Source organism: Rickettsia parkeri, assembly GCF_051427245.1.
Classification (GTDB): domain Bacteria; phylum Pseudomonadota; class Alphaproteobacteria; order Rickettsiales; family Rickettsiaceae; genus Rickettsia; species Rickettsia rickettsii.
In genome coordinates, this window is record NZ_CP195774.1 from 1,070,773 (window position 1) to 1,084,106 (window position 13,334).

Genomic DNA, 13,334 nt, shown 5'->3' on the forward strand with positions numbered 1-13,334 from the left:
ATCTTTAATAAAATAGTTGAAATTTTTTGTTATTATACTTATTAATTTAATTATATTCTGTGTACAAAAGTCAAATTTTCAAAAAAAATCTTATTAATTTTCGCTAAAAAATATCTCAAAATAGCAAATCAATTAGAAACCTTCACAGAACCTAATAAGTTAATTGAACTTATTCTAAATGTTATTGACTAATTTAAGAAAATTGACCATAATTCTAAATGGTCGTGCAGTTGCGTGATAATATAGCAAAGCTATAGATCACGAGGAAAGTCCGGACTCTATAGAGGTATGGTGCCGGTTAACCTCCGGCAGAGTATTATTACTTTAGGGACAGTACCACAGAAAATACACCGCCAAGTATGAATACGAAGATCAACTTCAAAAAGAGCTAGGAGTTCACAAGACGAGGAACGGAGCGTATACTTAATACGTGAGTACTGTAGTACTTGTGAAATGACGCAGCCAATTTTTGCAGTTGATCGAGTATTTTTGGTAAGGGTGAAAAGGTACGGTAAGAGCGTACCGGTAAGTTGGTAACAAATTACGCATGGTAAACCCCACCAAGAGCAAGATCAAATAGGCGTTACAGAACTTATCAAGTTCCCGGGTTATCTCTAACCGGCTTGTAATGCGGGTAGATCGCTTGAGGTAAACGGTAACGTTTATCCTAGATAAATAACTGCAATGAATTGATATTCATACAGAATCCGGCTTATAGACCTTATTGTCATCCCGCGACTTGATCGCGGAAGCTTAGAACATAGCTTAACAAATATTGATAGATCCTGCGATCAAGTCGCGGAATGACTAGGACTGTAACACAATTTAATGAAAAAGTTATATCATAATCCTATTTGTCCTCTTTCAAGACAAGCCCGTGTCTTCTTAAAAGAATTAGATATAGAATTTACTACGATTAAAGAAGATTATTGGCAATTCAATAAAGATTTCTTAAAAATAAATCCTGCCGGAACTTTACCTATTTTAGCAGAATCATACGGTTTATTTGTGGTAGGTATTTATCCTTTTGTTGAATATCTTAATAGCAAATATCCGAATTTTAATTTTTTAGATGAAGATATTGATATTTGTTGCGAAATTAGACGATTATTCTTTTGGTTTAACGATAAATTTTATCGTGAAGTTACTAAGATTATTATCGATGAAAAAGTTATAAGATCAATTGCTAAAATGAGCAGCCCACGAACCGAGTTTTTACGTGTTGCAAAAAATAATTTAAATTATCACTTAGAATATATAACTTCTTTACTAGAAAAAAGAAGTTATCTTGTATCGGAGTCACTAACTATTGCCGATATTGCCGCAAGTTGTCACTTATCGGTACTCGATTATTTCGGTGAGATTTATTGGGATAAATGGACGCTTATCAAACATTGGTATTCACTAATTAAATCAAGACCGGCTTTTAGGTTATTACTACAAGATAGAATCCCTGGCTTTACCCCTCCAAACTATTATACAGATTTAGATTTTTGAATAGACTTCTTCGGAAACTCTACTTCTAGAGGTAATTTGTGAGTCAATTCGCTGCTCGCATCCTCTCACGTACTTCTACGTACGCTGCGGTTCTGTTGTGCTGCGTGTTTCCTACAAATTCCTCTCTATAAGCGTGTTTCCGAAGAAGTCTAATATATAATTTAATAATTTGATTCTTTCCGTATCATGAGCTTTTAGTATTTTATGAATATTATTAAGAGATTGATTTTTTATGAGTGCAGGCTCATATTCAAGATGCACTCCACTTAAAATAGCTGTCCCGTCGCCGTAAGTACATTTTATTATTGCAGCCTGAGAATCCTCATAACTTGCTATTATTTCAGTATCTTTGGTATTTTCTGCATCAATAAAATATCCACCGCCATTATAAAAAGCATAACAATCCTTAATATTTAAATTAAGTGTTGGATTTATTTTTAAATAAGCGGCTCTTGCTCCTTTATGTGAGTTGTAACAATAAGGAGCAAGCAATGGTCCTCTAACCGTTCCATTGAAAATCTTTAATTCTCTTTTACTTATAACCTCTATATTTGTTCCTTTAGCGAATTCTACATAGTTACCGCTGTAGTAACTGCCTGCACATATCCCAAGAAAATTACCACCGTTTTTAATATAATTCTTTATATTAGCATTTCCTTTGCCTTGCAATTTTTGTACATAGTATAAATCTCTTCCACCGAGTAAAATAAGTAATAAGGTGTTTTGAACCCACTTTTCGTCTATAATTTCTTGTGCAGTAATATAATCTACGTTATACTTTGGAGCATAAAGTCTTAAGGTATGCACGCAATGCTTAATACTTTCTTTTGAAACTCCTAGATCATTATAAATTTTTATTTTCATTTTTATATTCTTGACAAGGACATTATATAATTCTATTTAGTGTAATTACTTAAAAATAAATCATGCGGTAATTTTATGCAACTTAATTCAATCTCACTACCGTTAACCACAAGGCAAGCAATAGAAATAGTTTTAGGAGTGGCATTACTTACTATTTGTTCACAAATAGTAATACCTATAAAGCCTATATTTATTTCATTGCAAACCGTTGCAGTGATATTCATCGGACTTACATATAATAAGACTACCGCACCTTTAACAATATTATCTTTCATAACTCTTGGAGCAATGGGAATCCCTGTGTTCGGAGAATTTTCAAGCGGTTTACGAATATTATTCGGTCCTACCGGAGGATATCTAGCAGGTTTTGTAATTGCCGTATATGTTATGGCGAGCTTAAAAGATAAAATTTTTACTTCTAATCAATGGTTAAATCAGATATCTTTATGTTTGATCGGTAATATAATTATTATGAGCTTAGGCTGGATGTGGCTCTCTACACTCTTAGGAGCAAGCGGTGCCTTTTACGGCGGCGTATTACCTTTTATAATACCGGGAATAATTAAATCAGTATTATTAATTGGACTTATCAATGCAGTAAAACCAAAAACTCGATGAACTTCAGTATTGCCTAAAAACAGTTGATCTAAAGTTTCGATGTCATTCCCGCGCAAGCGGGAATCCGCTACTTTTAAGCTTTCTAAAAGCTTGATTTATCTCGCTTTACCCTGGATTCCCGCTTACGCGGGAATGACATCGAGTAGGTTTTTCGAGCCATGCAAAAACACCACCTTTGCAGGAATGGCATCGATCTTTAAGTTGACAACAAATATGGTATAACTCTATCATTCATGAAAAAAATAAATAACAATGCTAATGCCGCATTTTCCGGTGCCGACCTGGAAAAATAACATTAAATATGATCTTGAAAATATAGCAAGACTTTTAAGAGCCTTAGGTAACTCTCATTTAAGGCTTCCTCCCGTCATACATATAGCAGGTACAAACGGTAAAGGTTCAAGTAGTGCTATGCTTAAAAGCATCTTTACGCTTGCCGGTTATAAGGTACATTGCTATACATCTCCTCATTTATTAGAATTTAATGAACGAATCGTAGTAGCAGGTGAGAAAATCTCGGATAATGAATTATGGCAGGTTTGTGAGCAGGTGAGGGTAGCAAGCGAAAAATTTAATATTGAACCTAGCTTCTTTGAAGGTACTACGGCAGCAGCGTTTCTAGCATTTGAGAAAACAAAAGCCGATATATTAATTTTAGAGACGGGACTAGGCGGTCGGTTAGACGCAACAAATATAGTAGAACAACCGTTAATTACTTTAATTACACCTATTTCATATGATCATATGCATATGCTGGGTAATACATTACCCCTAATAGCAGTTGAGAAAGCTGGTATTATGAAGTCTTGCGTTCCTTGCGTTATAAGTATGCAAGTTTTGGAAGTTTATGAAACATTATTTGCCAAGGCTGAAGAGTTAGAAGTACCGAGTTTCTGTTATGAATATGATTTCGGTATTAAAAAGACGGACAACGGATTTATTTATTCATCACAAAATTTTACCTATGAGTTTCCTACTCCTTCGCTACTTGGTGATCATCAATTAATAAATGCTGCAAGCGTTATTGCCTTAATAAGCCTTATTAACAAACAATTTAATATTAGTAATGAGGTTATTGCTAAAGGATTACAAAATACTATTTGGCCTGCTAGAATCGAAAAAATAGAACCGAAAAAATATTCTAAATTAATATGTGATAATGTTCAAATTTGGATAGACGTAGCTCACAATAATAGCGGAGCTCAAGTTTTGGCAAATTGGATACGTGATAATTTAAAATCATCGATATATTTAATACTCGGTATGACTAAAAATAGGAATATTGAGGAATTTTGCTCTTACTTTAAGGATTTGACAATTAAAGGTTACAGCGTTAAAGTTTTATCCGAACCGCTAAGCCATAGTGCAGAAACAATACATTTGGAAGGCAGAAAGAGTGGTATTGATTTTAGCGAAAGCGACTCACTCGAAGAAGCGATTAGTGATATAAAGAAGATAAACGGCGATAATAAAGCAAATATTATAATAACCGGATCGCTTTATTTAGCTTCCGATTTTTATAAGTTACTATGATGTCATGCCTGCGTGGATACTAAATCGTCATTGCAAGCAACTGCAAGGAGCGTGGCAATCTCATAAAGTAGGACTCCTGAGATTGCTTCGTCAAAATTTTCAATTTTTCCTCGCAATGACGTATTGATTCTCGCTATAAATATATAAAAACCAACATAGGAGAAAATAACATGACCTATTGCAACAAATCTAATCAAACCTCATATCCTTTTATCTTACCTGATTTACCTTATGAGAAAGAAAGTTTTAAACCACATTTTACTCTCGAGACTTTTGATTATCATCATGGTAAGCATCATAATACTTATGTACAAAATCTAAACAATTTACTCAAAGATAAAGAAGAATTACAAAAAAAAGATTTAGAAGAAATAATAGAATGGTCATCACAAAACTCAAATGCGGCTATTTTTAATAACGCAGCCCAAATATGGAATCATACCTTTTTTTGGCATTCAATAAAGCCACAGGGCGGAGGTAAGCCAAGCGGTAAAATATTAGAACAAATTAATAAAGATTTCGGTAGTTTTGAAGAGTTTTGCGAACAGTTTAAGCAAGAGGCAGTAGGGCAATTCGGTAGCGGCTGGGCATGGCTTATATATCACGATAATAGGTTACAAATTATAAAAACCGCTAATGCCGGTACACCTATAGCACACGATATGAAGCCGCTTCTTGCATGTGATGTATGGGAACATGCTTATTATATTGATTATCGTAACAAACGACCTGATTATGTTGACATATTTATTAAGCATATGATCAACTGGAAGTTTGTAGAAGATAACTTAATAAAATAAAACTATGGCTGATATAAAGGTAAGAAAACATCCTATTATTAATAATCTGAAGCAAGAGTCACAAACTCCTGGAGTTTAATGAGCAATTATATATTAGAGGAGTTAAAAGACCTAAAAAAATTCAACAATCTTCTAGCAATCAAACAAAAACATTGCAGGAGTTAGAGCAAGCACAGAAAGCTCCTATCGAATATATAGCTTTTAGTGGAGGAGGAGCTAAGGGAGCAATATATTCCGGAGCTTATGAGACAGCAAAAAAGCTGGTATTTTAGATAATGTCAAGAACGGTAGCAGGTTCTTCCGCTGGTGCTATAACTGCCACAGTGGTAGCTCTTGGGACACCCGCCTGAGCGATTTGAAGAAATTTCTAAAAATACAAATCTGCAAACTTTACTTGGAAAAAAAGGATTTTCTGCGGATATAATACAGTTAAATAAAGACGGTAAACCTTTATATGCCCTATTAGAACTTGTTATTAAAGAATAATACAGGAAATTTTTTACAGAGATCAGATATAGTAAATGTTAAAGATGATAAAGCTCTTGATGAATTAAGAGAAAGATACAACCAAAAAGACGGTAAAATATATTTTAAGGATATAGCGTTACTGCGAAAATACAATCCAGTGCAGTATAAAGATTTAGTAATTATGGCAACTCAGCAAGAGACAAGTGAACTAACTATTTTCAATAGTTTTGATACGCCAAATGTTGAAATTACTTTAGCTTGCTGTGCTTCTGCTTCTATACCGCTTGTTTTTAAGCCGGTAGAAATTGACAGTAAAAAATATATAGACGGCAGATATAGAGATAATATACCGACAAAATATTTTAAAGGCAATGAACTGGAATTTGATACAAAAGCAATAACTGATAATATGGAGGAGATTACCTTAGCTAAAAAACAAGGTAGAACTCTAGCTATGGCTTTTGGTACGTACGGGTATGGAAACTGATGCAAATATTGCTATATATAGTGCAAAAAAATTTGAAAGCCCAAGTGATACCGTAAAGTTTTTAGCTGATATATTATTTAAGACACTTGCAAAAGTAGGAGGAAATTTTAAATATACTGAAAACTCTAAGAGCAACTAATGAACAGTTACGTGAAAATGCTTTAAACACTGCTGTTTTAGATACTGCCGGAATAGATACTTTGGATTTCAAAGATGCACAAAAATATTCTAATTATTTGCATATTAAAGGATATTGTAAAACTAGAGAACATTTGAATAATCATGACCTTGGCAAAGAAGCAGATAAAATATTTGACCATCAAAAATTTCTACTAAATGTTTATGAAGTTTATGATAATAAAAATCTACATAAAACATCTGGCACTAAATTGTTAGAAATGTTTATTCAGTCAAAAGAAAATAATACTTCTAAATGGCAAGAAGGAGTTATTGAAAATCATGATGATAAAGCAAAGATGTTATTATCATTTTGTAAAACCGGAGCATTAAACGAAAAAGAATTAAATGAAAAGCTTAAAGAATATGTAATTATTGCTGCAACTAGTCGTAATAATACACTAAAAGCCGATACAAACTCATTGAACGCTTTATTGTATACCTTAAATGATACTGCTGCTTCAAGTAAAATAAAAGATAGTTTCATTGAGGTACTTGGAATAGATAAAAATAAAGATGTAAGATTTGATAAAACTAAAACCTTTGATGAAAATATTGCTAAGTTTAAATTTACTAAACAAGATTTAGAAAGCTTTATAACTAAGAGTAAAAGCGAAGCACCAAAAATTCAAAGCAAACATAGTGTAGCTACAAGTCATGTCAGTAGGGGGCGAGTTAGGTGTTTTTATGTCATTCCTGCGAAAGCGGGAATGACATCGAGCGGGTTTTTCAAGCCATGCAACAAAGTTCGCCTTTCCTCGCAATGACGGCTACTAAAAAAAATGAAGATCGGTAAATTTAAACTAATTGTTTTTGACAAGCTAGACAGTACAAACTCTGAGGCTATGAAAATGGCTCAGAATGCTAAAGTTGATTCAAACTATGCAGTACTTGCCAAATCTCAAACTAATGGACGCGGTAGAAGCGGCAAAAACTGGCAGTCTAGGTCAGGTAACTTACATGTAAGTTTACTAATAAAGCCTGATAAAGAGCTAGAATTATTGCCGCAATTATCTTTTGTTATGGCACTTAGCGTTTATGATAGTATAACCTCTTTATGTCACTCCCATAGTGCTCTATGTCATTCCCGCTTTCGCGGGAATGACATAAGGAACGAAAATAACATTATACAACTAAAATGGCCCAATGATGTATTAATTAACAGTCGGAAAATTGCCGGTATACTTCTTGAATCTGTTAAAGTAGAAAATAATTATTACCTTATTATCGGTATCGGCATTAATATTACCTATCACCCTGATAATATCGACCAGCCTACTACTAGCTTAATAAGCGAAAATCTACCACCTATAGAACCGCAAGCTTTACTTGAGATATTAATAGAAAATTTTGAAGAATATTATCAAATTTGGCATAATAACGGTTTTCCTTTTATTAGAAAAAAATGGTTAGAACATGCTTATAAGTTATATGAAAATATTAGCGTTAAATATCAAAATGATATAGTAACCGGTCTTTTTAAAGATATCGATAATACCGGCAGAATAATATTGCAACTACCGTCCAAAAAAATAATCTCTTTTTCCACTGCCGAACTTTTTTTTAGCAAAAATATCACTAAATTTAAATTGTAGATTTAATTTTTGTTAACTTCTACTTAAGCTCCAATTTAACAAGGTAATAAATATATGCCCCAAGAGAATAACAACCCAAGTTATCTGTCTCAAGCGTTTTTAACAAATGCATATGAGCAATTAAACGAATTTAAAAAACTTTCTTCTAATAACATTCGTACATTAATGCAAGATTTTATAAAATTGAAAAAGCTTTTAAATGTACACTATTTACAGGTAATAATAACGCATGTGAAGGTTTAGTAGAATTATATGACGAAGTAATAAAAAATGCCTAATTATGAACTTCAAAATATAAATATAACACAATTTAGAGATATTATGGTCTTAGTCGGAAGAGAACTTAAGCATGAATGTATAAATACCTCCTTATTGTCAGTAAATATTAATGAAAAATTTCTCAAACCAAGTGTTGTTACTCACGTAAAAACTATTGAAATATGTCAACAGCAAAATAGTGAAGATCCTTTCGCAATTAACGAGTCAGAAATATTTAAAAATGCAAGGTTAAGCAGTACGGAATTTGAGCAATTTAATAGCTTTTTTAAAGCAAGATGTGGAAGTAATTTTGCTTTGAGATTTAGGAATTATGCAGATTATAGAGGAATTAACAAAGTTATTGCTAAAGGGGACGGTAATTTAAATAAATTTCAGCTAAGGAAGATATATGGCGATCCTATTGCTCCTTACGAACGAGTTATCACTAAACCGGTTAATAATAGTGTCATTCTATACATTAATAATGTAAGAACTATGGGCATTGTAGATTACAACGATGGTATAGTGACCTTACCAAGTCCCTTAGGTCAAGATGTAATTTTAACTACTGATTTTACTTTTGACGTAGCAGTTAGATTGAGTATAGATAGTTTTGAATATTCTTATTGTAATGACGGTTCTATAGCGTTATACAACATAGAGTTAGTGGAGGTGATTATATGAGTATTGCGATTGAAGAGGTAATTACAAAGCTTACGAATTTTGTTTATTGTTTTCAAATTAAGCGAGCTAGCGGTGAGGAATTAAACTCAACAAATAGCGATCATGCTATAAAAAGTGAAGAGAGAGTTTTTTACCGAATTCCAGTTTAGATTTAAAAGAAGCAGAATTTAACGATTCCGCACAAAACCATATAATCATTGAAGGTATTTTTGAGGAAAACGGCTATTATAACGGCGGTCAAATTATATTCAGCAAAATCATTTTAACATTAAAGTTCTAAGCAATTTCGGTGATTTGATTATATTAGAGGATATTATACCGGATTATGTTAAAGATGCCGAGGAAGTAAAAATTACTGCCGGATGTGATAAAAATTTTATAACCTGTTGCAATAAATTTAATAATGCTATAAATTTTAGGGACGAACCGCTAATACCAAAAACAAATTTTATAAATTTAGTATAATCAATGAAACAAAGTTTTATAAAACTAGTATATGCAGAGCTACAGAATATAATAAATATGAAAAGCTCCAAACAACAGCAAAAAAAAGAAACGCAATTAATTGATTATTTTAAAATAGTTGAAAGTAATATATTATATACATTTCAAAAAATAAAACAGGGATATGAAAGAGACTAAACGTTTTTTTTACAAAAATAATAGATTAAATAAAGGTTATGCTAAGACTTTTAGTGTAAACGAACCTGATAATAATTTTTACCGTAAAAAATTTGAACATATATTACCGCCAATTGATTTAATCAGTGAGTATGAGAGTATTTATCCCGGTACTTTACAGGAATTAATGCATATGGCACAACAAGAGCAAGCTCATAGGCATGCTATAGACCTAAAAAACTTGAAAATACAGGCAAGAGTCGCTAAATTAACACGCATCTGTTTATTAACATTTGGAATTTGCCTTGTAGTTTCAATTTTTTTTAAAACTTTCTAAATAAAATTAAAGATAAAATATTTTATTTACTTGTAATTTTAAATAAAATAAGTTAAATGCAATATATATTTATTTATAAACATAATACGGAGACATTTTATTTCTAAAAATAATTTTCCTAAGGCTAATAGAGAAATCAGATCTAGAGAAGTGCGTTTAGTAGGCGAAAACGGCGAAATGCACGGCGTCGTAAATATTAGAGAAGCATTAGATATGGCGGAAAGAGCCGGTCTTGACTTAGTCGAGATATCACCGAATGCTGTACCCCCTGTCTGTAAAATTCTAGATTTTGGTAAGTTTAAGTACGAAAGCAAAAAACGTTTGCATGAAGCACGCAAAAAACAAAAAATCGTCGTACTTAAAGAAATGAAATTTAAACCTAATATTAGTATAGGTGATTTTGAAACTAAGTTAAGAAAAATAAAAGAATTTTTAAAAGACGGAGATAAAGTAAAAATTTCTTTATGGTTTAAGGGACGAGAGATTCTTCATAAAGAGGTCGGTCAAGAACTATTTAAACGTATAGAAGTAGGGCTCGAAGGACTCGTTAAAATCGATCAGCATGCTAAAATGGAAGGTAAACAGATGATAATGATCGTTAGCCCTGATATTAAGGTGCAATAGCTACTCAAATCGTCATTGCGCGCGAACGTAGAGAGTGTGGCAATCTCAGGAATTTTACTGTTTTATGAGGTTGCCGCGTCGAGGCTTGGCCTCTCCTCGCAATGACATGTAATAACAACAATAAAAAGTCAAATATGCCGATTAAAATTTTAATGCCTGCTTTATCTCCAACTATGACGGAAGGAAATCTAGCTAGGTGGTTAAAAAAAGAAGGGGACAAAGTTAATCCTGGAGAAGTAATTGCTGAAATTGAAACCGATAAAGCAACGATGGAAGTAGAAGCAGTAGACGAAGGTATACTTGCCAAAATAGTTATCCCACAAAATAGTCAAAATGTACCTGTTAACTCTTTAATTGCCGTGTTAAGTGAAGAGGGAGAAGAAAAAACAGACATTAATGCGTTTATTGCAAAAAATAATAGTGTATCACCGTCACCGAAAACAGATGCTAATCTTCCGAAACCCCACGAGAATATAGCTAATGTAGAAGAACAGGTAACAGTTATAAAACATGATGCTAGTAAAATATTCGCCTCACCGCTTGCAAAAAGACTTGCAAAAATGAGAAATATTAGATTTGAGAGCGTGAAAGGTAGCGGTCCGCACGGTAGAATAGTCAAACAAGATATCTTATCATATACTCCTAGCACTGCTCATAATAAAATAGTTAGCAGAAATCCTGAAGAATATCGTTTAGTACCAAATAATAATATCCGCAAGATTATAGCCAAGCGTCTGCTTGAATCTAAACAAACAGTTCCACATTTTTATTTATCTATAGAATGTAATGTCGATAAATTGTTAGATATAAGAGAAGACATTAATAAATTTTTTTCTGAAGATAAATCAACAAGGATATCGGTTAATGATTTTATTATTTTAGCAGTAGCCAAAGCTTTACAAGAAGTGCCAAATGCCAATGCTAGCTGGGGAGAAGATGCAATTAGATATTACAATAATGTCGATATTTCAGTAGCGGTAGCGATTGAGAACGGGCTTGTTACACCGATAGTTAAAAATGCCAATCAAAAAAACATTCTAGAACTATCTCGTGAAATGAAAGCATTAATAAAGAAAGCAAAAGATAATAAATTAACCCCTGAAGAATTTCAGGGCGGAGGGTTTACCATTTCTAACCTCGGTATGTACGGTATTAAGAATTTCAATGCTATAATTAACCCACCACAAAGTTGTATAATGGGCGTCGGAGCTAGTGCAAAACGTGCTATAGTCAAGAATGATCAAATAACTATAGCAACAATTATGGACGTAACTCTTTCTGCCGATCACCGAGTAGTAGACGGAGCAGTCGGTGCTGAGTTCTTGGCAGCATTTAAAAAGTTTATAGAGAGTCCCGTTTTGATGTTGATATAAGTCGTCATTACGAGCAGCCATAGGCTGCGTGACAATCTCGTCAAATATCCTGAGATTGCTTCATCGCAGCTTTCAGTTGCTTCTCGCAATAACGTTGAAATCTCACCCATAAACAAATCACAATAAAATAACATGCGTTTTTCAGATAATTTAGCAAAAATTTTAGACAAATACGAAAATTTAGGCAACAAACTATCTTCCGGCATTATGGGAGACGAGTTTGTTAAGGCATCTAAAGAATATGCAGAACTTGAAGATGTTGTAGCAAAATTAAAGAATATAATAAGGCTAAATCTGAGCTTGAAGAAGCAAATAATTTTAAGCTAGAAGTGGGACTTGATAATGCCACTTTAGAAATGATTGAAGACGAAATATACACTCTTGAAAACTCGTTACCAAAACTTGAAAGAGCCGTAAAAATTGCTTTATTACCAAAAGATGATGCGGATAGTAAAAGTGCTATTATTGAAGTTAGAGCAGGAAGCGGCGGAGAAGAAGCGGCACTTTTTGCTGCCGTACTTTTTAATATGTATCAAAGATATGCTGAGTTAAAAGGATGGCGTTTTGAGATATTAGCAATTTCCGATACGGGAATAGGCGGTTATAAAGAAGCATCGGCGTCAATAAAAGGCAAAGATGTATTCTCTAAGCTCAAATTTGAGTCAGGCGTTCATAGAGTACAGAGAGTACCGGAAACGGAATCACAAGGACGTATTCATACTTCGGCAGCAACGGTTGCAGTACTTCCTGAGGCTGAAGAGGTTGATATTAAAATTGAAGATAAAGACTTAAGAATCGATACTTATAGAGCTTCAGGGGCTGGTGGACAGCACGTTAATACTACTGATTCTGCCGTACGTATAACTCATATCCCTACCGGTATTACCGTAGCCTTGCAAGATGAGAAGTCACAGCATAAAAATAAAGCAAAGGCGTTAAAAATTCTACGTGCTAGAATTTATGAAGAAGAACGACGTAAAAAGGAACAAGAAAGAGCCGATAGCAGAAGAGGGCAGGTAGGTTCGGGAGATCGTTCGGAACGGATACGTACTTATAATTTCCCACAGGGAAGAGTATCCGACCATAGAATAAACTTAACACTTTATAAGATAGACGAAGTAGTTAAAAACGGACAATTAGATGAGTTTGTTGAAGCTTTAATTGCAGATGATGAAGCTAAAAAACTTTTGGAGATATAAGTGTATATCGTCATTGTGAGTAGGCATTGTTGCGTGGATCAATTTCACCTCTGTTCACCCCGTGGCTTGACCACGGGATCCAGTTAAAAATACTAACATTATTAGTATTTTTTATTATTTTTATGGACCCCGTGGTCAAGCCACGGGGTGAACAGAGGTGAAATTGATCCACGCAACAATGCCTACTCACAATGACGAT

Annotated in this window: 16 protein-coding genes, 1 other RNA gene and 2 pseudogenes; 17 read left to right on the top strand and 2 right to left on the bottom strand. The window is 33.4% G+C overall.

What is annotated here, in order from left to right:
- Positions 1-214 precede the first annotated feature (214 nt).
- An RNA gene (rnpB, locus tag ACSFFC_RS06080) (RNase P RNA component class A) lies at positions 215-731 on the top strand.
- A 97-nt stretch (positions 732-828) separates the two neighbouring features.
- Positions 829-1,497 (top strand): glutathione S-transferase family protein, encoded by a 669-nt coding sequence (locus ACSFFC_RS06085; protein ID WP_010977394.1) that lies wholly within the window; start codon positions 829-831, stop codon positions 1,495-1,497.
- On the opposite strand, the pseudogene ACSFFC_RS06090 reads toward ACSFFC_RS06085, so the two are convergent.
- Together ACSFFC_RS06090 and ACSFFC_RS06095 are read right to left on the bottom strand one after the other, a co-directional pair.
- Positions 1,485-1,666 (bottom strand): annotated as a pseudogene (locus ACSFFC_RS06090) (palindromic element RPE1 domain-containing protein); the annotation flags it as partial. The gene ACSFFC_RS06085 and the pseudogene ACSFFC_RS06090 sit on opposite strands and share 13 nt — an antisense overlap.
- Positions 1,609-2,361, bottom strand: a complete 753-nt coding sequence (locus ACSFFC_RS06095) for a BPL-N domain-containing protein (RefSeq protein WP_004995637.1) — start codon at positions 2,359-2,361, stop codon at positions 1,609-1,611. The gene ACSFFC_RS06095 and the pseudogene ACSFFC_RS06090, both read right to left, overlap by 58 nt.
- Positions 2,362-2,436: 75 nt before the next feature.
- Here ACSFFC_RS06095 and ACSFFC_RS06100 point away from each other — a divergent pair, with 75 nt between their 5' ends.
- The 15 genes and pseudogenes from ACSFFC_RS06100 (at position 2,437) to prfA (ending at position 13,135) form a co-directional block, all read left to right on the top strand.
- A complete protein-coding gene (locus ACSFFC_RS06100) occupies positions 2,437-2,979 on the top strand; it encodes a biotin transporter BioY (RefSeq protein ID WP_014120825.1) in 543 nt (180 codons plus the stop codon).
- 252 nt (positions 2,980-3,231) lie between these two features.
- Positions 3,232-4,512 carry a folylpolyglutamate synthase/dihydrofolate synthase family protein gene (locus ACSFFC_RS06105; protein ID WP_014410731.1) on the top strand — a complete coding sequence of 427 codons (1,281 nt, stop codon included), beginning with the start codon at positions 3,232-3,234 and terminating at the stop codon, positions 4,510-4,512.
- Between the two features lie 170 nt (positions 4,513-4,682).
- Entirely contained in the window at positions 4,683-5,312 is a 630-nt protein-coding gene (locus ACSFFC_RS06110; protein ID WP_014410732.1) for a superoxide dismutase, read from the top strand.
- A 333-nt stretch (positions 5,313-5,645) separates the two neighbouring features.
- Positions 5,646-5,798, top strand: a complete 153-nt coding sequence (locus tag ACSFFC_RS06115) for a hypothetical protein (RefSeq protein ID WP_004995624.1) — start codon at positions 5,646-5,648, stop codon at positions 5,796-5,798.
- The gene (locus tag ACSFFC_RS06120; RefSeq protein ID WP_041471869.1) at positions 5,782-6,267 is read left to right on the top strand and encodes a patatin-like phospholipase family protein; all 486 of its coding nucleotides are present in this window, start codon (positions 5,782-5,784) and stop codon (positions 6,265-6,267) included. Before ACSFFC_RS06115 ends, ACSFFC_RS06120 begins: the two co-directional genes overlap by 17 nt.
- Positions 6,257-6,406 carry a hypothetical protein gene (locus ACSFFC_RS06125; protein ID WP_269208346.1) on the top strand — a complete coding sequence of 50 codons (150 nt, stop codon included), beginning with the start codon at positions 6,257-6,259 and terminating at the stop codon, positions 6,404-6,406. Before ACSFFC_RS06120 ends, ACSFFC_RS06125 begins: the two co-directional genes overlap by 11 nt.
- Positions 6,407-6,467: 61 nt before the next feature.
- Complete coding sequence (locus ACSFFC_RS06130; protein WP_041472211.1) at positions 6,468-7,211, top strand: hypothetical protein; 744 nt, start codon at positions 6,468-6,470, stop codon at positions 7,209-7,211.
- A 15-nt stretch (positions 7,212-7,226) separates the two neighbouring features.
- Positions 7,227-8,039 carry a biotin--[acetyl-CoA-carboxylase] ligase gene (locus ACSFFC_RS06135; protein WP_014410733.1) on the top strand — a complete coding sequence of 271 codons (813 nt, stop codon included), beginning with the start codon at positions 7,227-7,229 and terminating at the stop codon, positions 8,037-8,039.
- A gap of 270 nt (positions 8,040-8,309) precedes the next feature.
- On the top strand, positions 8,310-8,981 hold the full coding sequence (locus ACSFFC_RS06140; protein ID WP_014410735.1) for a phage distal tail protein, Rcc01695 family: 672 nt from the start codon (positions 8,310-8,312) through the stop codon (positions 8,979-8,981).
- On the top strand, positions 8,978-9,130 hold the full coding sequence (locus tag ACSFFC_RS06145) for a hypothetical protein (RefSeq protein ID WP_014410736.1): 153 nt from the start codon (positions 8,978-8,980) through the stop codon (positions 9,128-9,130). Before ACSFFC_RS06140 ends, ACSFFC_RS06145 begins: the two co-directional genes overlap by 4 nt.
- A 145-nt stretch (positions 9,131-9,275) precedes the next feature.
- The gene (locus tag ACSFFC_RS06150; protein ID WP_014410737.1) at positions 9,276-9,446 is read left to right on the top strand and encodes a phage BR0599 family protein; all 171 of its coding nucleotides are present in this window, start codon (positions 9,276-9,278) and stop codon (positions 9,444-9,446) included.
- 163 nt (positions 9,447-9,609) lie between these two features.
- Entirely contained in the window at positions 9,610-9,939 is a 330-nt protein-coding gene (locus ACSFFC_RS06155) for a DUF2335 domain-containing protein (protein ID WP_014410738.1), read from the top strand.
- 150 nt (positions 9,940-10,089) lie between these two features.
- Positions 10,090-10,563: a translation initiation factor IF-3 gene (gene infC / locus ACSFFC_RS06160; protein WP_004995610.1), complete on the top strand. Its 474-nt coding sequence runs from the start codon at positions 10,090-10,092 to the stop codon at positions 10,561-10,563.
- Between the two features lie 134 nt (positions 10,564-10,697).
- Complete coding sequence (locus ACSFFC_RS06165) at positions 10,698-11,936, top strand: pyruvate dehydrogenase complex dihydrolipoamide acetyltransferase (protein ID WP_014410739.1); 1,239 nt, start codon at positions 10,698-10,700, stop codon at positions 11,934-11,936.
- Positions 11,937-12,068: 132 nt separating this feature from the next.
- A pseudogene (gene prfA / locus ACSFFC_RS06170) lies at positions 12,069-13,135 on the top strand (peptide chain release factor 1).
- The last annotated feature ends 199 nt before the right edge of the window (positions 13,136-13,334 follow it).

What these genes read in the sequence shown, in the direction of transcription:
- ACSFFC_RS06085 (WP_010977394.1), top strand. Translation starts at nt 829, where the DNA reads ATGAAAAAGTTATATCATAATCCTATTTGTCCTCTTTCAAGACAAGCC.
- ACSFFC_RS06095 (WP_004995637.1), bottom strand. Translation starts at nt 2,361, where the DNA reads ATGAAAATAAAAATTTATAATGATCTAGGAGTTTCAAAAGAAAGTATT.
- ACSFFC_RS06100 (WP_014120825.1), top strand. Translation starts at nt 2,437, where the DNA reads ATGCAACTTAATTCAATCTCACTACCGTTAACCACAAGGCAAGCAATA.
- ACSFFC_RS06105 (WP_014410731.1), top strand. Translation starts at nt 3,232, where the DNA reads ATGCTAATGCCGCATTTTCCGGTGCCGACCTGGAAAAATAACATTAAA.
- ACSFFC_RS06110 (WP_014410732.1), top strand. Translation starts at nt 4,683, where the DNA reads ATGACCTATTGCAACAAATCTAATCAAACCTCATATCCTTTTATCTTA.
- ACSFFC_RS06125 (WP_269208346.1), top strand. Translation starts at nt 6,257, where the DNA reads ATGGAAACTGATGCAAATATTGCTATATATAGTGCAAAAAAATTTGAA.
- ACSFFC_RS06135 (WP_014410733.1), top strand. Translation starts at nt 7,227, where the DNA reads ATGAAGATCGGTAAATTTAAACTAATTGTTTTTGACAAGCTAGACAGT.
- ACSFFC_RS06140 (WP_014410735.1), top strand. Translation starts at nt 8,310, where the DNA reads ATGCCTAATTATGAACTTCAAAATATAAATATAACACAATTTAGAGAT.
- ACSFFC_RS06145 (WP_014410736.1), top strand. Translation starts at nt 8,978, where the DNA reads ATGAGTATTGCGATTGAAGAGGTAATTACAAAGCTTACGAATTTTGTT.
- ACSFFC_RS06155 (WP_014410738.1), top strand. Translation starts at nt 9,610, where the DNA reads ATGAAAGAGACTAAACGTTTTTTTTACAAAAATAATAGATTAAATAAA.
- ACSFFC_RS06165 (WP_014410739.1), top strand. Translation starts at nt 10,698, where the DNA reads ATGCCGATTAAAATTTTAATGCCTGCTTTATCTCCAACTATGACGGAA.